The 20,974-nt window shown below is 51.2% G+C and carries 23 protein-coding genes; 16 read left to right on the top strand and 7 right to left on the bottom strand.

Going from position 1 to position 20,974, the window contains the following annotated elements; genetic code table 11:
- Nucleotides 1–1,737 precede the first annotated feature (1,737 nt).
- The 4 genes from IPN95_30415 to IPN95_30400 all read right to left on the bottom strand — a co-directional run bounded on the left by IPN95_30415 (nucleotide 1,738) and on the right by IPN95_30400 (nucleotide 4,130).
- On the bottom strand, nucleotides 1,738–1,959 hold the full coding sequence (locus IPN95_30415) for a hypothetical protein (GenBank protein ID MBK9453628.1): 222 nt from the start codon (nucleotides 1,957–1,959) through the stop codon (nucleotides 1,738–1,740).
- A gap of 53 nt (nucleotides 1,960–2,012) precedes the next feature.
- The gene (locus IPN95_30410) at nucleotides 2,013–2,504 is read right to left on the bottom strand and encodes a hypothetical protein (GenBank protein MBK9453627.1); all 492 of its coding nucleotides are present in this window, start codon (nucleotides 2,502–2,504) and stop codon (nucleotides 2,013–2,015) included.
- A gap of 5 nt (nucleotides 2,505–2,509) precedes the next feature.
- A complete protein-coding gene (locus IPN95_30405; GenBank protein MBK9453626.1) occupies nucleotides 2,510–3,094 on the bottom strand; it encodes a VCBS repeat-containing protein in 585 nt (194 codons plus the stop codon).
- A gap of 832 nt (nucleotides 3,095–3,926) precedes the next feature.
- Nucleotides 3,927–4,130: a hypothetical protein gene (locus IPN95_30400; GenBank protein ID MBK9453625.1), complete on the bottom strand. Its 204-nt coding sequence runs from the start codon at nucleotides 4,128–4,130 to the stop codon at nucleotides 3,927–3,929.
- 339 nt (nucleotides 4,131–4,469) lie between these two features.
- On the opposite strand from IPN95_30400, the gene IPN95_30395 reads away from it, so the two are divergent.
- From IPN95_30395 to IPN95_30340, 12 genes are all read left to right on the top strand, one after another.
- Nucleotides 4,470–4,766, top strand: a complete 297-nt coding sequence (locus tag IPN95_30395; protein MBK9453624.1) for a hypothetical protein — start codon at nucleotides 4,470–4,472, stop codon at nucleotides 4,764–4,766.
- 663 nt (nucleotides 4,767–5,429) lie between these two features.
- Entirely contained in the window at nucleotides 5,430–5,996 is a 567-nt protein-coding gene (locus IPN95_30390) for a hypothetical protein (GenBank protein ID MBK9453623.1), read from the top strand.
- Between the two features lie 266 nt (nucleotides 5,997–6,262).
- Nucleotides 6,263–6,886 carry a hypothetical protein gene (locus IPN95_30385; GenBank protein ID MBK9453622.1) on the top strand — a complete coding sequence of 208 codons (624 nt, stop codon included), beginning with the start codon at nucleotides 6,263–6,265 and terminating at the stop codon, nucleotides 6,884–6,886.
- A 26-nt stretch (nucleotides 6,887–6,912) separates the two neighbouring features.
- Nucleotides 6,913–7,410, top strand: coding sequence for a hypothetical protein (locus tag IPN95_30380; protein MBK9453621.1), 498 nt, complete (start codon nucleotides 6,913–6,915; stop codon nucleotides 7,408–7,410).
- A complete protein-coding gene (locus IPN95_30375; protein MBK9453620.1) occupies nucleotides 7,365–7,967 on the top strand; it encodes a hypothetical protein in 603 nt (200 codons plus the stop codon). Before IPN95_30380 ends, IPN95_30375 begins: the two co-directional genes overlap by 46 nt.
- A gap of 81 nt (nucleotides 7,968–8,048) precedes the next feature.
- Nucleotides 8,049–8,675, top strand: coding sequence for a hypothetical protein (locus IPN95_30370; GenBank protein MBK9453619.1), 627 nt, complete (start codon nucleotides 8,049–8,051; stop codon nucleotides 8,673–8,675).
- 136 nt (nucleotides 8,676–8,811) lie between these two features.
- Entirely contained in the window at nucleotides 8,812–9,339 is a 528-nt protein-coding gene (locus IPN95_30365; GenBank protein MBK9453618.1) for a hypothetical protein, read from the top strand.
- Between the two features lie 286 nt (nucleotides 9,340–9,625).
- Nucleotides 9,626–11,089, top strand: a complete 1,464-nt coding sequence (locus IPN95_30360; GenBank protein MBK9453617.1) for a T9SS type A sorting domain-containing protein — start codon at nucleotides 9,626–9,628, stop codon at nucleotides 11,087–11,089.
- Between the two features lie 65 nt (nucleotides 11,090–11,154).
- On the top strand, nucleotides 11,155–11,721 hold the full coding sequence (locus tag IPN95_30355) for a pseudouridine synthase (GenBank protein MBK9453616.1): 567 nt from the start codon (nucleotides 11,155–11,157) through the stop codon (nucleotides 11,719–11,721).
- A gap of 494 nt (nucleotides 11,722–12,215) precedes the next feature.
- Nucleotides 12,216–12,422 (top strand): hypothetical protein, encoded by a 207-nt coding sequence (locus IPN95_30350; GenBank protein ID MBK9453615.1) that lies wholly within the window; start codon nucleotides 12,216–12,218, stop codon nucleotides 12,420–12,422.
- Nucleotides 12,423–12,445: 23 nt separating this feature from the next.
- Nucleotides 12,446–13,198 (top strand): hypothetical protein, encoded by a 753-nt coding sequence (locus IPN95_30345; GenBank protein MBK9453614.1) that lies wholly within the window; start codon nucleotides 12,446–12,448, stop codon nucleotides 13,196–13,198.
- Nucleotides 13,199–13,436: 238 nt separating this feature from the next.
- Complete coding sequence (locus tag IPN95_30340) at nucleotides 13,437–14,465, top strand: hypothetical protein (protein ID MBK9453613.1); 1,029 nt, start codon at nucleotides 13,437–13,439, stop codon at nucleotides 14,463–14,465.
- A 105-nt stretch (nucleotides 14,466–14,570) separates the two neighbouring features.
- Here IPN95_30340 and IPN95_30335 read toward each other — a convergent pair whose 3' ends face one another.
- Nucleotides 14,571–15,692: a hypothetical protein gene (locus IPN95_30335; GenBank protein ID MBK9453612.1), complete on the bottom strand. Its 1,122-nt coding sequence runs from the start codon at nucleotides 15,690–15,692 to the stop codon at nucleotides 14,571–14,573.
- 122 nt (nucleotides 15,693–15,814) lie between these two features.
- The gene (locus IPN95_30330) at nucleotides 15,815–16,540 is read right to left on the bottom strand and encodes an outer membrane beta-barrel protein (GenBank protein ID MBK9453611.1); all 726 of its coding nucleotides are present in this window, start codon (nucleotides 16,538–16,540) and stop codon (nucleotides 15,815–15,817) included.
- 697 nt (nucleotides 16,541–17,237) lie between these two features.
- Between IPN95_30330 and tnpA the strand changes: the two genes are divergently transcribed.
- The 4 genes from tnpA (at nucleotide 17,238) to IPN95_30310 (ending at nucleotide 19,286) form a co-directional block, all read left to right on the top strand.
- Nucleotides 17,238–17,684, top strand: a complete 447-nt coding sequence (gene tnpA / locus IPN95_30325; protein ID MBK9453610.1) for an IS200/IS605 family transposase — start codon at nucleotides 17,238–17,240, stop codon at nucleotides 17,682–17,684.
- A 230-nt stretch (nucleotides 17,685–17,914) separates the two neighbouring features.
- Entirely contained in the window at nucleotides 17,915–18,274 is a 360-nt protein-coding gene (locus IPN95_30320) for a helix-turn-helix domain-containing protein (GenBank protein ID MBK9453609.1), read from the top strand.
- On the top strand, nucleotides 18,268–18,438 hold the full coding sequence (locus IPN95_30315; protein ID MBK9453608.1) for a hypothetical protein: 171 nt from the start codon (nucleotides 18,268–18,270) through the stop codon (nucleotides 18,436–18,438). Before IPN95_30320 ends, IPN95_30315 begins: the two co-directional genes overlap by 7 nt.
- A gap of 5 nt (nucleotides 18,439–18,443) precedes the next feature.
- Complete coding sequence (locus tag IPN95_30310) at nucleotides 18,444–19,286, top strand: IS3 family transposase (protein ID MBK9453607.1); 843 nt, start codon at nucleotides 18,444–18,446, stop codon at nucleotides 19,284–19,286.
- Between the two features lie 488 nt (nucleotides 19,287–19,774).
- On the opposite strand, the gene IPN95_30305 is transcribed toward IPN95_30310, so the two are convergent.
- Nucleotides 19,775–20,974: urocanate hydratase (locus IPN95_30305; protein ID MBK9453606.1), on the bottom strand; the 1,200-nt coding region annotated here is incomplete at its 5' end.

Here is a 20,974-nt window from a genome sequence, read left to right as displayed (position 1 = left end):
GGCGCCAATGCCATTACGCGGTTGGAAAATACGGTTTAGTACAAATTTTCGATTGCCGCCAACATTTGAATCAATGGACGTAACCGACAACGGCCGAAACATCTCCGCCAGAATTCGATCCTGGCGGAAACGGGGCGCAGATTTTATCTATCGTGTCAATGTCGCCAATCAGGTGCGCCACCTGGGGCGTCTGATTTACTGCGCCGACGGGCGATGCCGCAATCTGCGCCTGTAAAATACTGGCCTCCCGCTGCCAGCCTCGACGGGCTGCGAGGTGATGGTGGATGGCTTTGCTAAATATTCAACCGGGACCTCATGCTCACCGGCGACCTCAAACGGCTGCATTTTGCCCATCGAATTGGTGAGCCTTGGGAATGGTATTGAGGATCAGGGGAGTTGATCTTCAGACCAGCGATGAACAACGTCATTTTTCGTCGAATGGATGAAGGCGCGATGGTGCGATAGCTTTTCAGAAATTAGTTTTGTGCGCCGTCTTTGACCACGCAAGGCAGAGCCTACGCGCTTCATAACTTGATTATCTGCGTGCGCCATCAATTATTACCGTCGGCGCGTTTGATGGCGTGGCACCAACCATTATCACCTTGTCATTGAAGTGCGTCCCGGCCAATCGGGCTATGTTTTGGGGCTGGTTTGCCCCAATCCGTTCCCAAATGCAATCACTAAACGCTTTGAACTCATAAGTTCCGAGGCGTTCAGCGCCGATCATTGGTAATCGGCGGGTCCGCGAAATTTTCCAATCGGATTGGTGCAAAGGATCAGCAGTTTCATGAATTGCGATTGATACCGAGCGGTTTGTCGCAGAGTTGATGCTGCTTATCGCATTTGTGGTGAGGGAAGGTGTTTCGTAAAAAGGAGGGATGAAAAAATATTATAATGTTATTGTATTGTTAATCACTGGAATTTAGGCCATCGTTTCGGCAATTCGTGACGAGAGCCCCTGGTTCTGATTTTCATGGTTTCGCCGCAATGATCGGGCATTGGAACAATGGAATTCTTGCAAGTTTAAAACTTCATTGCTGACACGTACGTGAAAGCAATTATTGGTGTGGATGGCCCGGATGTGCATGAGACCTTAATACTATTTTAAAGGGATTCTCCGAAGATTGGCAGTTGCCCACCGTATCATATTGGCGGTTTTATTCTCGAACAAGGGAACATACACAGTTGATTACACAGCTTCCCCCACACCATTCTACTTCAAACATTGAGAGGAAAAATTTAAGTAGCAGTTATAAGATGCCAACATGATGGCAGCCATCCTTGTAATTCGAGGTGATACGGTGTAAAACAATGCAAAAGTTCGTTTATTGTGCCTCAGCCAGATGGATTTTCTCGAATAACTTGATAGATGGATTTGATTGGTCTGTAAATCCAGCTCAAGGAGAGAGGTCGGTTATGTTGCCACAAAATTCACATCCTGAGTCAGCAAAAGAGTGATTGTTAGCAAGGAATGGGCCAATCGCGGATCAAATGGTATTTTCGTATCCGCCGTGGCTGTTGAGATGGATTATTGAACTATTCCTAACTAATACTCTTCTGTCCGCCGATCTCTCATCAGTTTGACGAGATAGAATCCATTCATTGTCGGAAGATCGAAACGCAATTCATTTGAAACTGGCACATCCGTCAAGGATTCGCTTTCCAGAAACGTCGCAACGCTGTATTGAATCTCCTGCCGTTCCGCGATAGATACTTGCACCGATTGTCAATCTGTTTTTATGAAGAATGTCGCATTTCAGTTTCGTGCGCAAATTCCACCGCATTGGTCAAAACCACTTCGCTATTCGCAGGGAGCGCTGAGAGTCGGTACCATGTCGCCCGTATCGGCTGATGACCCAACGACAACGAATTGCTCATCGCTTCAATGTCTTGAATTGCAGTCAACTGGGATGGCTTCTGGTCCGTTTCCAAATAAAAATGTTGCGGTGTGATGCTCATTCCATTCCCAATCCAGTTAGTAACCACCGCCTTCCGGACTCACCGTAAACCGATCAAAGGATCCGCCTAAAATCACGCAAACTGGCGTCAATGCCATACGTCGGATTTTGCATTCCCAAGGCTTGCAGTTCCTGCAACGTTGCCGTTAAACAGCGCATTTCTTGCAAATTGATCGCACTGTTGAACGAATAATAGCCAACAAGCCCGTTTGGGTAGTAGGCGTCGGCAAGGAATGAACATAAATGTTTGATTTGCGCTTGCGTTCTCGCTACTGCCCAAATCCGAACTTCGTCGATGAAACTGAAGAATTGTTCGCTACCAAAACAGCAAACCATAGTTGCCAACAAGCGCTTGCAGGATTGTTTCGACCATGTTCCCTGACATCGCGACTTGGCCATTGAGCGCTTCCATTCAACAGAACGAAAGCCAGGTGCCATTGTACACCATCGCGGCATGGCGGCAAGTGTTTTCATCCGGCGGACAAAACCGCTGGCGAAGAAGCAAATCCGCTGCCGGTCGTCAATTCTGCATGGGTTCTGCAACAAGTAATTTACATCTCCATGTAATCGGCATGTTTGGAAACCAAATCCACCGAAGCAGGATTGGTGGAGGTGTAGAGGTACTGACAGTCAATTGCGTGCCAGGGACATCCTAAACGTCTGTTGTACATACCTCGTATTGGCAGAATGGAGCCATGTTTGCCCGAACAAAAACTTGCAAACAGCAGCAATACTGTAAATAGAATCCTTTCATTCTTCCCGACGACTTTGATCGATAGCAAGATAACATTTCTGGGAAATTTTTCTGCAAATATTTGGTCTGGATGCGCTATTTCCCAGATTTTGTCAAATTCCTCCAAGACCAAAACCGCACATCGTCCTTGATCCATTGGTCGGTGGTCGCCTGCTACAGTCGTCACTTTTGACGTCGAAGGCCCCAACACAATGTCTTCATCCCCATCGCCGTCCATGTCCTCGGCATCCATGACCATCCACCTTCCCAATCCAACTTCGGGAAACAAGCCAGTGCCTGAAATTTGAAATTGCCCCTGATTTTCGAAATAGACGAAAGTTTTTCGGGCCCGGGCTTCAGTCGGGATAAAGGAAACCGCCCCTAAGTCGGGATCGCCGTCCAAGCCAAGGTCCTGACGCGCAAGCCATAAGCGCCGTTGAATGGAAAATAATGCGCCATTTCAAAAACATCACTGCCTTTGTTCAGATACAACCGGATGCCGTAGGGCGCCTTTCAGAATCGGCGGATAATCGCCACAGTCGCCGTTCGCCACGAGGAAATCCAGGCGACCAGTCCTTTGTCCCAATCTACGACTTCCATGGCGGTGCGCTGCCAACTCGGGTTAAAACGGAACAGCATTTCAGTTTGAATTGCCCGTTGCCCTTGTTGGTGTACAAATCCACGCGTTCGTCGGCATTGGCTTTGAGGCTCAGGATGTCAGGCAAACCGTCGCCGTGAAATCGCCGACATGAATGGAAACCGTGCCGTCAATGGTAGAGTATGCCGAATGAATTTCCCGCCTTGATTTTCCTGCCAAGACATTTCGCCCATAGGCAGCCAAATCTGGCGAGGGCGGCATCTTCGTCCCCTATCCTTGATCGAGGTCGGCCTATTGGATCATCACGGCCGCATCAATGAATCAAAGCGCACCGCAGGCTTTTTGATTTGATTTGGCCGGACCCATTTGCCCGCCAAACGCCGCCTTTGGGGTGGTCACCGCCCTTCATGCTCCTGATTTCGGCCATGGCAGCCATTCGCAGCGGGATTCAAATAATTGGGCCATACAATCCGTCGACACGGGTCGAGAATTTCTCTGCGGGATTCATTTCAAGCAAGCTCTGCTGGAAAAATGCCGCATAAACTTTCGGCGTGCTGAATCAATCGCCACCGCTGCCTATCCAACGGCTGCAAGTGCGGTCGGCTTTACGGCCGCGCCTCGAAAAGCCCACCTCTTTTCAATCGGCAAACATCCCGGAGCGCCTGTCGAGCGTTGGCGCATTGCCGCGATATAATCGCGCAAAGCCTCCCAATCCGGACGGGTCATCACGGCTCAGACGGATAAATGCCCGCCGCGCGCACCTGCCGCCCGCCGACACCGGGCTCGAGCCATTTTTCAGGGACACATCGTAGTACGCTGGTTTGTCGTTGTAGATGCCCATGTAGGCGCTTCATGCGCACGAGGATGTGGATTTTTCCAGGGCTTTTACCCAAATCCGACGGTGAAGGGAACGGTATGGCAACTGCCGCATTGGGTCATCAACTGCTTGCCCTTGGGCTCTGCACCGGCGGCCGAACCTGGATCGTCGATTTTGGTTTCAATTCTCCGCCACTGCATCCGATCCAAAACGGCAACAATAACAAAGCCTTGAAATACGCACGTTTCATGGCCTGAAATTAGTGATCTCAAGGAATTCTTCAGAAAACCGATGCGATCGTGGATCAACAGCAACCAACCGGTTGATGGCGGTTTGAAACAGGCTGCCACCCACCTTTGCAAGATGGAAACACGTGTCCATACGGGAATAGGAATTGTTTTGGCCTTTGATTTTTGGGGCATCCTGGTGCGTCAACACAATGACCCTGATCCGCTGGACGTGGATTGCCATCTACGGATGTCTCTGTCGTTATGCATGTTTGAGCATTTTCAGGCCTATTCCATTGATTATTTGCCTGTTTCCGATGATTGCGGCGATCGTCGGGGCCAGTTTTTGCTTTGGCCGGAGGAGTTTCAGGGCTCAATGGAAAATGGATTCACGGCCGGGTGTCGAACTCGCGCGGGAGTCTTTTTGGGTTGATTATTTGCGCATTGGGCTGTATGTATTTGACGATCCGGTCATGGTGCGGGTGAAGCGTGGTTCTGAAATTGGTTTGAATTTCTGAAGATTGGCCACGAAGCGCACCAAGGCACACGAAAAGCCCCGCCCCCAAGTTTAACCGCCCCGGTTGCGGGACAGGCGCCGGCGCAAAGGGCCGCAAAGACGAGTTGGCTTCTCGAACTATTTCCTTGAACTAGAATTCCCACTAAAATTCATTCTGCTTCGAATTCCATTTGGGCGACCTTTTCCTTCAACAATAGGTCCAAGTCCCATTTCTGCTCAGGGTGGAAGGCGGGTTGATGCTGGAATTCGTCGATAGGAAGTAGATCCATCCATCGCCTTCGAAAAGAAATGCAGCGGCGTTGAGCTTGCCCGGCGTGAAATCGACAGTACTGTGGTCGTCATAGGTTTGCTGATCGCTTTCAAAACGGATTGCACGGTTTGCCCGATGAAACGTGGGTCTTTGGCAATGGATTCTAATGAAGGCATCATGATTTCTGCGGGAAAGTATGAGAATCGCAGTGAAGGGTAAGTAATTGCTGAAATTTTCAACACTCAGGCCAAGAATCAACCGTCACGCTGCCTCGGGCGTTTTTTCTTCGCATGATTGGCCTTAACTTTCGGCACCTGAATCTGGAAGCGATGCAAAAGACTGAATTTCCTGTTGAGCATTTTCCGTATGCTCCTTGCCACCCTGATCCTGGCAGGATTACCCTTCGCAGATGCCCAAACGGTTACCTTTCCAAGTTCAAAACTCAAACCGCGCTGCATTTCCATTCCTGCAGGCATGAGCGGGCGCGTCACGTTGTGGCTGTGGAAACTGACCCTTCGACGATTTATGCAGGTACGGCGAGCGGCGGACTTGGAAAAGCGAAACTGGCGGGACCGTCTGGGCACCCATTTTTGATAAGGAAGCCGTTTTGTCGATCGGTGCTGCCGCGGTTACCTCAACAAAATCCAAGCGTGATTTGGGCAGGAACGGGCGAAGGCAATCCGCGGAATTCGCAAACAGCAAGCAAAAGGCATCTACAAAGCCCTCTCGACGCGGGTCGCACTTGGCAGATGATGGGCCTGGAAAACACCAAAACCATTCACCGCATCATCAAGTCGATCCCAACAATGAAAAATGTCGTTTACGTCGCCGCACTCGGTCTTTGGCTTAGCCTCCCAACAAGCATCGGCGTTTTCAAACCGTCGTGGGTGGATTAAAATGGAGAAGGTCCTTCGTGAATGATACAACGGGTTGCAGTGCCGAATTGGTCATCGACCCAGCAATCCCAACAAGCTGCTCGCTGCGATGTGGGAATACATCGCGAACCTGGTTTTTACACCTCGGGTGGCAAAGGTTCGGGCTTGTACATGACCCTCGACGGAGGCAAAACCTGGCAACAACAAACGGAGAAAAATGGCCTTCCAGCGGGCAAATTGGGCCGAATGGGCTTGGCATTTTCCCGCTCTAAACCGAGATGTCGTTTATGCCTCACGAATCCGATAGTGCCAGCCATTACCGTAGCGCACGACGATGGATTCAACTGGAAAAAGCGCGCGGAAACGACATTGGCAACCGTCCCTTTTATTATGCCGAAATTTTTGTCGATCCGCAGAATGAAAACCGCGTTTACAATCTCTGGAGCACGATTTCCTACAGCGAAGACGGCGCCAAAAGTTTTACCCAATTGGTGAGTTTTTCGGGCGTTCACCCCGATCACCATGCCTTTTGGATCGATCCGAATAATCCCGAATTTCTGATCGATGGCAACGACGGTGGCATCGCCATTTCGCGTGATGGCGGCAAGTCTTGGGCCTTGGTGGAGAACCTGCCGCTCGGACAATTTTATCACGTCGATTACGACATGCAGGTACCCTACAACATCATGGGCGGCTTGCAAGACAATGGCAGCTACGTCGGTCCGTCGGAGGTCTGGGCCGAAGGCGGCATTCGCAATTATCATTGGCGGGAGGTGATGTTTGGGGACGGATTTGATGTCGCCGCCAAACGCAATGATCCGCAGGTCGTATATGCCATGTCGCAAGGTGGATTGTGCGTCGTGGAACAAAATAACAGGCGAAAGCATCGACATTCGGCCCATTCATCCTGAGGGCAAGGCATTGAGGTTCAATTGGAATGCGGGTATGGCCTTGGATCCGCACGACGACAACGACCTTTATTGGCGATCCGTTTCTGCACCATAGCACGGACGCGGGCGCAAGTTGGCACTCTTTCACCGGATTGACCACCAACGACAGCACCAAGCAAAAGCAGGCCAAAAGTGGCGGATTGACGTTGGATGCGACCACCGCCGAAAACTACACCACAATATTGGCGATTGCGCCGAGTCCGCTGCAAAAGGGCCTGATTTGGGTCGGCACGGACGATGGCAACCTGCAATTGACCCGCGACGGCGGGCAAAACTGGACGAATCTGATCGGGAAATTGCCCGATGCACCCAAGGGCGCATGGATTCCACAAATTGAAGTCAGCAAAATCAATGTCGGTGAAGCCTTTGTCATTCTCAATGATTACCGGCGCAACAATTGGGAACCTTATGCCTACCATACCCGCGATTTCGGGGCGACATGGCGCCGGATTGCGGACGGCAAAAAGGTCAGCGGCATTGCCTGAGCATCGTGCAAGATCCTGTCGCTGAAGACCTTTTGTTCCTCGGCACCGATCACGGCCTCTATGTCAGCATCGACGTTGGAGAAAATTGGACGAAGTGGAAAAACGATTTTCCTTCCGTTCCCGTCAATGACCTGAAGATTCATCCCCGCGAACACGACCTCATCATCGCGACATTTGGCCGCGCTTTGTGGATGATCGATGACATTCGCAGCTTGAGAATGCTCGCCAAAGGAGGCAAATCCCTGCTGGAAAAGGAGTTTTACTTGCTTCCAATCCAAGATGCCATCGCCGCTGAATACCGTTCCGTGGATGGATTCCGGTACAATGGCGCAGCCGATTTTGGAGATGGAAATCGCGGTCAGGGGCGCCAATTTTCAAGTTTATCTGAAAACACCGGAGCTGAAGCCTGCATTCCCAAGGCGAAAACGGCTGATGCGAAGAAGGAAAATGCGGATTCGAAGGGGAAAAAAAAAGCAACGGAGGTGCCGAAGTGCCAAAACCGGAAAAAGGCCCCGGCGAAGTCACGCCCAAAAACATGGTCAAAGTGCACATCCTAACCTTGGCAGGCGACTCGGTCCGGACCTATTCCACCAAAGCCGACACCGGATTTTTTGAATTTCGCTGGCAGTTTGACCGGAATGGCAGCTATTTCGAAATACAACAAGTTTCCACGGCAACTGGAAATTCCCGGTGGACCCGACATGCCGCCCGGACAATACAAGGCTGTTGTGTTGCATGGCGCCCTCAAAGACAGCAGCAATTTTCAGATTTTGCCCGATCCAAGGATTGTGTATGACCGCGAAAAGATGGCCATTCGCGAAGCTAAAATTGCGGATTACCTGCGACTTGTGCGCAAAGGAACGCAAGCCTTCGAGCAAGTCCGCGACGCCCGTGAGATGATGGACCGCTACGAAAAGCTGCTGGAAAATGTCGGCGACACCCTGCGGGATTCCCTCAAAAAGGTCGGCAAACCGGTGCGGGACAGCATCCGCGTTCTGATGGAAGTATACCTCGACCCGAGAAACCAAAAAGGCCTCGAGCACCTCACGCAGCAGATGGTAGACCGCTTTACACCGTCGCTGGACTCGTGGAGCCGCTCTATTCGTCGCCGGGTGGCAACGCGGACCTGGCATTGCGTCAACTCGACGCCGAGTGCGGCGCACCGTCACCCGCATCAACCACTTCCTCGAAAACGAATGGAAAACTTATCGACAACGCATGGAAGCCGCAAAAGTGCCCCCCAACGGCACCATTCTGAGACTTGACATTTCCGACGGTTTTGCGGAAATTACTCAAAATGGGACGATGAATCGAAATAGGATCCTCAAAGACTGGCTCGGCACACCGTGGGTGACGCTCGACGGTGCGGGTGCTGTGATGCAGGCACTTACAATGTAATGTATGAGAATTTGTCAAACGCTGATTTCACTGGTTTTTATCCTTTTGCTTGCAATCGGTTGTAAGGATACTTCTGTGAACCATGGTAATTTGCGTACTTCCCCAAGCGAATTGGTGAGGCAAGATTGGGACTCTCTATTGAATAACGGTGTCGATTCGTTGCTAATGTATTACCGTCATTGTTCAGGTTGCGTGCCAGGCTCAAGAGATTATTATTATCTTATTTGGATGGAAGATGGCAGGAGCCTATCCAAGGCCTATCAGGTTTCAGAAGGAGTCACAGCATCGTTGTTTGGCATGGTTGTTTTTGATGATTTTGCAAGTCATAAGGATGCAATACTTAACGCAAAACTTGACGAGCCTTCCAATTCATTGGTCCATGGCTGGCAATCTGGCTTCGTGATTCGAATGGGAGACCAAAAACATGAGTTTTCCATTTTTGACGATTGGATTTCAGTCAATTACGAAAGTCAGGCAGTCGTGTACTTGGCAAGAATTGAAAGTGTAATTCTTCGAACAGTTGATCGCTGAAATGGAATTAACCTGATTCGTTTTCTAGCTCATCTTCCAAATAAGGTCGAGCAAATTTTGTACACGAAGGAATGACAATTTTGACTTTTAACCCCAACGGCACCATCCTAAGGCTTGACATTTCCGAAGGCTTTGCCGAAATTCTAAAACAGCCTCCCACAGCTTCAAACCGCCTCCCATCCTTCAAAACCCCAACCCCTTGAGGGATTTCCCTCCCAAAATTGTACCTTCAACCAATGGCAAAAAAGAATACATACTGGAAAGCGCGCTGCTTGTTGGCTTAGGAATGCTCGTCGTCCTATTCCCCGCAACCACGCTCCAATCCCAAACTTGGCATCCATTTCCTGCGAATGGGCCGCATCTTTATACTTTCAGTCAGCAAGGGAGTGCCGACACTTGGTTTTTTGCGGCGAATATGGATTCGGTCGTGGTCGAAGGCGCGGCGATGGCCCATTATTTCTACCGCATGGACCGACCCGTGATGCTTTCGGATAGCCAATTGACTTGCGGCGGAACGGTTTTGGGTTCAATCACAGGTTCTTACGCCTTGGAACAAGATCATTGTTTCGGCCGGAAGGTGTTGGAATTTCCAGACGGTGTTTGCCTGTTTGTCAGCAGTCGGGGAGACAGCTTTCGGTTGGAAACGCGGGCAGCCATCGGCAATTCCTGGACTTGGCAAGGCGCGGTGACGGCGCAGGTGGATAGCATCGTCTTCCGCACCGTTTTGGGCGTGCCGGATTCGGTTAAGTACATTTCGCTATCGACGGGCCAACATCTTGCGTTGAGCCGCACGCATGGATTCGTGGAGACTTTTTCCTTCCTGCCCTTTGTCAATTTCGGGGGCTTGGTGGAGTTTCCTGCCTTCGAACTTTGGGGCTTGCCTGCCATGGGTTTGGGAGGCGCACTTCCCGATTATGCCCAAATTTTTGATTGGGATCCCGCCGATCATTTTGGTTACCGTTACCGTTACCGCGAATTGAGTTTTCCGGCAACCGACAGCGGCTATTTCAGCACGGTAGTGAATGCCCAAGTTCCCGGCAGCCGATTTGCCTATGCTGTGATGCAAGAGCAGCTTCAGTATTATCAATTCGCCGCCCAAGCCATGGATACCAATTATATAGCACCTGCGCCGGATACAATTTCGTTTGATTCCTTGCCCTACCTGCGCGTCGGACTGTTGCCCTACCAACACAATCCCGCAGTCAAAACCCTGCTGAGCGACTATTGCCAAAACGGGATGCGCTCGATGGCAGGGACGAATGGACGTATCCGAATGGATTTTCTCAAGACTACTTTCTACGATTCCTGCGCCAATGCAATGATTCCGATGGATGCCGATTGGTCGCAGAGCTTCGCCAATGGTCTCGGAGAAATCGAATCGTCGTACAGTTCTGTCGGCGGCTATGCATGGCGGCGAATGTATTGCTACGAAAAGGGTTCGGAATCCTGGGGAACCTGCCTCGACCTGAGCACGATAATCGGGATCGAATCGCCGGGAACACCCCTCTTTTCGATCGCGCCCAATCCGGCCTCTGATGTTGTTACCTTGCGATTGTCAGCGGTTGCCAAAACGCCGCTTCAAGTCCGCATTTTGAATAGCCTTGGTGAATTCGAAGCAGAATCTACCCTTGTGGCAGGTAGTCGCAGGCTGCAAGTCGATGTCTCAAAACTCCCCGCCGGCCTTCACCTTCTGCAAATCGAAGGCTCGGGAAGGACAATGGCTGTCAGACGAATTGTGGTGGTGCGGTAAGGGATTCGGCAGATTTTACCAGAAATTCCCGACCTTCGCAGCGTTTAATTTGCTTGATTGGTCGCATGTCCCACCGCTATTTCCTCATCTACAAGCCTTACGGCGTCTTGAGTCAGTTCTCCACGGATGACCCTTCCAAACGGACGCTGGCGGAGCTGCATGATTTTCCCAAGGATGTTTATCCGGTCGGGCGGCTGGATGAGGACAGCGAGGGGCTGTTGCTCCTGACGAATGATCCCAAAATGAATGCGGTTTTGCTCGGACAAAAAATCGAAAAGGAATATTGGGTGCAAGTGGAGGGAATTCCCAACGAAGGTGCCTTGGAAAAATTGCGCCGCGGTGTGGACATTACGGTGAAGAAGGAGCGTTATTATACCCTGCCAGCGACGGTGCGCCGGCTCGAACCTGCGCCTGATTTGCCTGCACGTATCCCGCCCATTCGCGTACGGGCGACGATTCCCGATTGTTGGCTGTCGATCACGATCAAGGAAGGCAAAAACCGCCAAGTGCGGAAAATGACCGCTGCCATTGGCTTTCCGACCCTGCGACTCGTGCGGTGGCGCCTGCATACCCTCAAACTGGGCGACATGCAGCCCGGGGATGTGAAGGAGATTTCGGGTGTGCGGGTTTGAGGTTTTTGTCATGTCGACTGATGTGAAGGCAGAGCGTTTTTGTCATGTCGACCGGAGTGGAGGCGGAGCGATTTGCAGCCGTAACGAAGCGGAGAGTGGAGGCGATGCGGAGGACCAAGCTGAAATGCGCGCGGAGAAATCTGTTCGCTCCAGTGTTCTGCACCAAAGCTGTTATGCATCGGTTCGGACAGGACGGTGTATTCGGTGTTTCCGCGTTCCAGATGTCTCCGCTCCATCCTCTGCGTCGCTACGCTCCTTGAGGATTCCGGTCGACATGACGGGGTGGTGATTGCGTTGCGTGTATCTGCGGTAGATGTCTCCGCTCCATCCTCTGCGTCGCTACGCTCCTTGAGGATTCCGGTCGACATGACGGCGTGGCTACCTAAAAAACAAAATCTTACACGAATAAAAAATCCCATCCCATCCGAAAATCATTCCCAACAACACGGAATCCACTATCTTTGCACCCAAATTGAATTAAAGTCATTCAAAAAATGAAAAAAGCTAGTTTGATGTTTGTTGCTGCCCTCGGCCTTTTGGCTTTTGTGGGTTGCGGTCCATCTGCCGAAGAGCAGGAAAAGGCCAAACAGGAGATTCTCCAAATTGAGGCTGCCAACTATGCGGTGGATTCCACCAAGGCTGCAGCGGAAAAAACCTCCCGCGAATTGGATTCCCTCTTGAAAATCCTGAACGAAAATTGATTTACCCTCTGAATTCGAAAACGATGAAATCGACAGTAAAATATACATTGAGTTTGGCAATCGGCATGTTGCTGATGGGCAACCTCGTTGCGCAAGGCAACAGTCAAGGCAAAGGCAATGACAAAAAAGAAATCAAGGAAACTGGCAAGCCTACTGACCGCAGCGGTGGCGCCACTACCGGAAAACCTACGCAATTGGGCAAGCCTTCGACGGCGACAGATGGCAAACCCGCCGTGGTTGGGGTGAGCACCCATTCTGATCCACAGGATGGCAAGCAGGGTTCGAAGTCGGATATCAAGGATCCAAAGAACAATGGCAACCAAGGTTCCAAGGAAAAAGGCGACGAAGGCTCCGGCGGATCCGGTTCGCACGATGCCAATGATGCCCACGGTTCCAAGCCCGACAAGGTCAAGGAAAACAACGGTCAAGGCAATGCTTACGGCAAAGAAAAGACTGTAGAAGGCCGTGATTTTGGTCAGCAACGCGCCGAAGAAGCACGTTCCAAAAACAAAGTGGTCACGGAAACTGCCGAAACGGTCATCGCTGCTGAAGAAGTCCATGTCGTTTCTGCCAAGGACCAAATCAAGGCAGTAAAGACACAAGTGGAGGCCATGAAGGCCGATCCTAAAGCCGACCAAACCATCATCGCCACCAAAGAGGCGCTCATCAAGCAGGTCGAAGAAAAGGCCGCATTGCTCGAGCAGCAGGTCAAAGCAAGCAAGGAAGCAATCGCCAAGGCAAAAGCTTTGGTCACCGTCGCTCCCAAAGCCAACTGATTTTCATTTGGTTTGATTTTTGCCACGAAGGCACGAAGACACGAAGTCAATGCTTCAAGTCTTCGTGCCTTTGTGTCTTCGTGGGAGGGTGGCCAGAAATAGCTGCTACACAAATCAAAATTGAATCTTTGCGATCTTTTGCAGATTATTGGCCTTGATTGGATGGGACCGAATTCGTTTGGTGTTCTTCCATTCCGTTTGATTCACCAATAACCCCCCGCCGAGGCGCAAAAACGCAATGAAAATTGTCCTGGTCGCAGATGACATTGATTTCGACGAAAGCACAGCCAATCCGCTCAACCGCCAAGTAGACCGCATCCACCGGTACTATGTCGAGGAAATGACGCAGGGCATTCGTGATGCCGGCTACGATGTGCAGCTCTATACTTCTCCCGCCGAACTCATCGCCAACGTTCACAAACACAGCGCAGATTTGGTGTTTCCCTATTGGCAGGGAATCCATTCGAAGAACCGCCACGCGCTCAATCCCGCCATTTGCGAAGCCGCAGGACTCAAATACATCGGTGGCGACGCCTTTGCTAAAAGCATCTGCAACGACAAACACGTTACCAAATTGCTTTGCCGAGACCTCGGTCTTGATACGCCCGCATCATTCGCCATTCGGGATGCCTCTGATTTGCACTTGATCGAAGAATTGCGCCTTCCGTTGGTGGTAAAGCCCATGTTTGAGGGTTCGTCGCTCGGCATCACGCAGCGGAACCTCGTGCGCGACCACGCTTCTGCCCGCGCCCTCGCGCTAGAGCTCCTCGCCGAATTTGGTGGTCCCATCATTGCCGAGGAATTTGTCTCAGGGAAAGAAGTTTCCATCTGTATGATTGGTTACGGCGATTATATCCGTGAATGGGCCGCCGGCGAACGTTACGTCCTCAATGACGAGACTTTTTTGATGCACAATTTGTATGCCTTCGATGACAAATACGTCGCCGAAAATACCCTCGGCATGCGCAATATCAAGGATCAGATTTGGGATGGCCTCTTTGAAGCTTGCAAAAGGCTGTTTCATTACCTCGACAAGGTCGAGTACATGCGCATCGACGGTAAACTTACGAACCGCAATACATTTGAAATCATTGAATTAACACCCGAATCGCACCTCGGGAAAAACGCTGAATTTTGCAGTACGTTTCTTGCCGAGGGATTGCTTTCCTTCGACGACGTGATCCGCAACCTGATTGAAAATTGTTTGGAGCGCTACAGCCATACCGACGAAACAGGACGGTTGGTGCGTCCAAGATTGCGCGGTTAATTCCGCTACGCATTCGCTGGAATAAAATACCCCAAAAAACGAACAGGCCCCCCGATTTGGAGGGCCTGTTTGATTGAAGTCAGAACCAAAAGGCTCCAACGGTGACTATTTCGGAGTGATTTCCAGCTCCAAAGTATTGTCAGGGATATTGTCGTTGTAGCTGTTGAATTTCTTGTGCAACCTGACCCAGCATTTGTCGCTGTACCATGTGAAGCTTCCATCATGGTCGATGGAGCGCCATCCTTTGCTTTCAGTCATGCAGGTTTTGAGGCGGGCGAGCAACACATCATAGTGTGAATGCACGTCATTGACGCTGTTGAGCTCCATGTAGAAGGCCAAGTCTGTTGCGTTGTTGCTGCTTTTGTGGCGAGTCTGAACGATGCCAAAGTCAAAAAGGGGAAGCACTTCAGTGGCTGCGAAGGTCGTATCACCTGCGCCGTAGAGATCATCAGCAGGCAAAATTTTGCCCTTCAAAGCTTTGTAACGCGACTTGGTCATGCCTGCATACTTGGTGATGCCGGTGCAGAAGTCGGTTTTGGAGATGCTTGCAGTGCGACCGGCATAAGCTTGGTCGCGGGCAGCCTTGTCGGCTGCTGCTTTGGCATTGGCCTCTTCGCGGGCTTTGGCATCCGCAGCGCGGCGGGCTTCGTCGGCGATCTTCTTTTCTTCGGCTGCCTTGGCGGCTGCGGCTTCTTTGGCGGCCTTTTCTTGCGCTACCTTGACCTTGACAGCTTCGTTGGCTTTGGCAAGTTTGTTGTTCATTTCCACAAACTTGAATGCCTCGGCATGGTCTTTGGCCGATTTTTTGAGGTCGCCAAATTTTGCACCATTGGGGGCGATCGCTACGACGCGGTCGATTTCAGGGGCATTGTCAAGGCCTTTCGTGACGTAGAGTTCCATCACCACGCCAGGATACAGCACGATGAAGTTCTTGGTCGGGGTCATCCAGAGGCCTTCATTGTCAACCGGAGCGAAGACATTGCCTTCAAAGCGGGCAAAATCGACATCGCTGCCGTAGCGACCGTTGGTGGTGACAGACAGGGTAAATTTGTCTTTTTCGCTTTTTTCCACGGTAGCCATGACCTTGTAAGGGGTCGGTGGAATGCCTGCCACGACGTCATTGGCAGAGGTGGAATATTCACCATTTCCAAGCGGAGCGAGGTTTTGTGCGAATGCGGATTGAACGACAAGAAGGAGCAAAAGGAGAGGAAGAAAAACTTGTTTCATGTTTTGTTTTTGAAAAAATTCCGTGTTGAAAACTTTGATCGCAGGTTCCTTTATAGAATTGCGGTGCAAAATTAGGTGGAATTCCTTCAAAGACAACAAGAAGAATCCGAATTGTCGGCAAACTACCAGAGGCGGTAGGAGAGGGTCGCAAACAGTTCGCGGTTGCGGTAGGTGCGGTAAAGGTCGGAGAAATCCATCCCCGTTGGAATTCCAAAGCTGCCTGCAGCGGCATTGAGGGTAAAGCTGAGATGTTCGCCAATTTCTGCACCCATGGCAAACATTACCTGTGGAACCCATCTGCGTATCATCTGTTGCGAAGGATGAGAGTTTTGGATGTCATAAGGGAGGTAAGTGTTGAGTTCTGAACTGTCAGGCGAGACCGTTTGATAGTATCCCCGGTTGCGTACATGGTTGATCCAAGCGGCGCGGTATCCGAATCCAACAAAGGGGTGCATAGTCCCGATTTTGAAGCGGTAAGTCAAGCTGAGCGGCATAGCAATTTTGTGGTACCGCTGCGAATGGAAAATGTCATGCGTGACGGTATGGTCTACTTCAATCAATTCGTCATTCCGCCTGAGATTGTACCCCGACAGTTGGTATTGCAGACTCGCTCCGAATAGCCAATGTTTGCCCAGCAACATGGTTCCACGCATGCCCACCATCGGATTAAATTTCGGAATCAATGTCTCTACGCTTTGGTAATTGATACCTCTATCCTCGCGTTTCCATGGGAAATCCGTGACCGCATACCCGACCTCCGGTCCAGCCTGCCACCGAACAGGTATCTGCGCAAAGGCCGTTTGAACCATCAATAGAAGACAGAGGAGGATTGTATGCAGTGCTTTCATGATTTTGTAGTCTGAAGGTGAATGGGTTGAAGATAGCGGGTTTTGCTGGGGAATGCAAATGCTGAGAGGAACGGTTTTCCCGAGAAGTGGAAATGGCATAAAATCGACGAGAAGCATTTGTTTTGATCGAGACGGTTGTTCAAGGCCTCCGGCCTTGGTTTTTTGTTACATCACGGACCATGGACTTCGTCCACGGCTATCCACATTTAGGCCCTTCGGGCCATTGCCGAAATTGTAATCCCGATTGAGACAAGGCCAAGAATATTTCACCGATTGCTTTTCTAGCCCGGAGGGCTTAAACAACGATAGCCGCGGACGAAGTCCGTGGTAAGTGGCCCCTTTGAGACCCAAGCCCGGAGGGCTTGAACTTCAGGACGGTACCACTATAGCCAATGGGGCTCTCTGGGCCATATCGGCGGAATTGAAATCACGATCGTGATAAGGCTTAGAACAAATAATCAATTGCCTTTCTAGCCCGGAGGGCTTGAACAACGATAGCCGCGGACGAAGTCCGTGGTAAACGGCCCCTTTGAGACCCAAGCCCGGAGGGCTTGAACTTCCACCAACACTGGATTTCCTCATTCCGATGAAATTGGATGAAGTTAATTGGCAAAAATTGATCTTCAATAGCCAATGATTTCGCTGAAATTTTGGTACATTTGGAGACCATCCACCTAATCTCTGGTAATTCATTAATATGGGAAATTATAGGCAAATTTATTATCAAATCGTGTTCGGTACAAAACATTGGGAACCAACGATTTCAGGCGAAAATTGTACGGATTTGTATAAATACATTTGGGGGGTAGTGCAAGCAAAAAAGTGCAAACTGTTCCAAATTAATGGAGTAGAAGATCACATACACATCTTTAGCGATTTGCATCCGACCATTTCATTGTCATCATACGTGCAGGATATCAAGGTTGCAAGCAGTATTTGGATGAAGGCAAACTGCCTTTTCCCGCAATTCGAAGGTTGGCAGGAAGGTTATAGTGCATTTACCTATAATATTCGGGATAGGGATATGATCGTCAATTATGTACGGAACCAAAAGGAGCATCATAAGACTGAATCTTCGAAGGACGAATTCCGAAGATTGCTCAGGGAAAATGGCATCGAATTTGAGGAGAAGTATTTGTTTTGATCGAGACGGTTGTTCAAGGCCTCCGGCCTTGGTATTTGTTTGCATTTCGAACCATGGACTTCGTCCACGGCTATCCACATTTAGGCCCTTCGGGCCATTGCCGAAATTGTAATCCCGATTGAGACAAGGCCAAGAATATTTCACCGATTACTTTTCTAGTGCGGAGGGTGTCTTGACCTGAAATAGCTATACACCTGAAAAGTGTGTAACTATTAATTTGGAAGATAGACATGAGTAAGAATGACGGAAAAGTAGGCAAGATAATTGCCCATGTTTCGCCTGCGAAGAAGAAAGCTGCGGTGGATGCAATCCTTGCCGGGACGATGACGCGGCGTGAGGTTGCGGAGCAACTAGGGGTTGACAAGTCGACGGTTCGCGATTGGCTGAAAAAGTCTGGCGCGTTGATGGATTGGCCTGCGAAGGCAAGACCCGATGCTGCCACGCGCCGCCGGCTTGCGGTAGCCGTCCAGGGCGGGTACATGACCGTCGAGGAGGCAATGGCCGAGGCGGGCTTGGTCTATCCACGTACGGTCTCAGTTTGGATCAAGGCACTGGATGGCGAGATTGCGCAGCCGGAAAATCGGTGCTAGACAAGGGGGATGAGCAAGAGGGTGCATTGGCACAGGAAAACAGGGATTTGAGGGCAAGGTTGGCCAACTTGCAATTGCAGTTGCTCGCGGCCGAAACGGTAATCGAGGTGGCCGGGGAGGAGCTTGGGCAAGACCTTCGAAAAAAGTATGGTTCCAAACAGTAAAGCGCATGCACACGAAGTACAAGGGCATCGGCGTCAGGGTGCTCTGCGAGCTGTTCGGGAAGACGCGACACGCATATTATGACCGTATTTGGAGCGAAACAGAGTGGGAAAGGACCAAGGTCGCCGTACTGGCAATTGTCGCGGTGGTGAGGAGGCGCCAGCCCAAGCTCGGGACACGCAGGCTTTATCACAAGATCGAGGGTTCGCTGGCCAACAACGACCTGAAAGTGGGCAGGGACACGCTCCACGAGATCCTGCTGGATGCCGGGATGACGATCAAGGTCAAGCGGCGCATTGGCCCAAGGACGACGGATTCCAACCACGGTTTCCCGCTGTATCCGAACCTCGTCAAGGGCGTCGTGCCCACAGGCCCGAACCAGCAATGGGTGTCGGACATTACCTACCTGTCGCTGACGGATTGCTTCTGCTTCCTGAGTCTGGTGACCGATGCCTACTCGCACATGATCGTCGGCTACAACCTCAGCCTCTTGATGACCGCCGAGCAGACCATCGTGGCACTTGAAATGGCCTTGGCAACGCTTCCAGAGGGCGACATCGACCTGATCCACCACAGCGACCGTGGCAGCCAATACGCCTGCTACGCGCATACAGGGATTCTTATCGCAAGAGGCATCCGCATCAGTATGACTGAGGACAGCGATCCCAGGGACAACGGCATCGCCGAGCGCGTAAACGGCATCCTCAAGGACGAGCAGGGACTTGAGATGAAGTTTGGATCGTTCGAGGAGGCTTGGGAGAAAGTGCAGGAGGCCATCGAGATTTACAACTACGAGCGGGCCACACGGGAGTATCGATTACCCTCTCGCCAGCAGAGGCCCACAAAATGAGCGGTCCGATCCCCAAGCGGTGGAAATACTGGCATCAGCGCAAAGGGAGGCAGGATGTGCCAGCGTGACGTAGGTTTCTTCAGGCATCTGCCGATTGCGTATGCCGATAAAAGTGCGGCCCCCCAATCACTCGGAGGCCGACACGGCATTACGCCTACGGGTCGGGCTATTCCTTCGGTGGTTGCTCCTCAGCAGAGCCACCGTCCGCTTCACCGACACGCGAAGATAGGCATACCCTAGGAATCGTTGAGCCACATCCCTACCTTCGGCTCGGATACGAGGGCTGTATAGCCATTTCAGGCTCGACAACGAGGGGGTATAGCTATTTTAGGTTCAATAAAAAGGGTGTATAGCCAGTTCAGGTTCAGCGCCCCTAAGTGTATAGCTATTTCAGGACGAAGCAGGGCTTGAACTTTAGGACGGTACCGGACATTTAGCCCCTCCGAATCACGCAAAAAACAACCCGATCCATCACATCCGCATCCATCTCACAACCCCTCCATCACGTCATCCGCGACCAAATTGGGCAAGGTTACTTTCAAGCCCGGCGTCCTTGCCATTTCGCGTTTGATGGCAAAAATGGCTTCTGGATTGCGCGCCCAGCTGCGCCTTGCGATGCCGTTGTTCACGTCCCAGAGCAACATGCTCTTCAGTCTCCTGTCCGCATCGGCGCTGCCATCGAGCACGAGGCCAAATCCGCCGTTCATGACCTCGCCCCAGCCCACGCCGCCGCCGTTGTGCAGCGAAATCCAGGTCGCGCCGCGGAAGCTGTCGCCCACAAAGTTTTGCACAGCCATGTCCGCTGTCACGCCCGAACCATCATAAATATTGGCCGTTTCGCGGTAGGGACTGTCCGTACCGCTGACGTCGTGGTGGTCGCGCCCCAATACAATCGGCGCCGAAATGCGGCCTTCCCGAATGGCTTTGTTGAATGCCAATGCAATTTGGATCCTTCCTTCGCTGTCGGCATACAAAATCCGCGCGCGGCTGCCCACTACGAGGTTATTTTTCTCTGCCGTCTCGATCCAGTGCAGGTTGTCGCTCAATTGCTGCTTGATTTCGGCAGGGGAGGAGGCAATCAAATCTTTGATCACGTAGGCCGCAATATTGTCCGAAATGCGCAAATCGCTGTCCTTTCCCGAGCAACAAACCCAACGAAAGGGCCCAAATCCATAATCAAAGCACATCGGACCCATAATATCTTCCACATAACTTGGGTAGATAAAGCGTCCATCCGGCTTTTGAATGTCGGCACCTGCGCGGCTGCATTCGAGGAGGAAGGCATTGCCGTAATCCCAGAAATACATGCCCTTGGCGACCATTTTGGCGACGACTTCGGCGTGCTGACGCAATGTGCGTTGGACCTCCTGCTTGAATTGGGCTGGATTGTCACGCATCATGGCATTCGAAGCCTCAAAACCGATGTTGGTGGGGTAATACCCTCCTGCGTACGGATTGTGCAACGAAGTTTGGTCAGAGCCCAATTCGACCGCAATATCTGCAGCCAACAGTGCTTCCCAGAGGTCCACAATATTGCCCAAATAACCCAGCGAAACGGCTTGTTTTTTGGTTTTTGCCTCCGCAATGCGGGTCATCAGGGTGGGCAGGTCCTCGTACAATTCGTCGAGCCAACCTTGGGCTTTGCGTTTGTGGGCAGCGTCGGGATTGATTTCCGCGACAACGCCGAC

This window comes from Bacteroidota bacterium (assembly GCA_016718825.1).
In the GTDB taxonomy this organism is placed as follows: Bacteria; Bacteroidota; Bacteroidia; order J057; family JADKCL01; genus JADKCL01.
The sequence above is the reverse complement of the archived record's forward strand: the minus strand, read 5'-3'. Positions and strand labels throughout refer to the sequence as shown.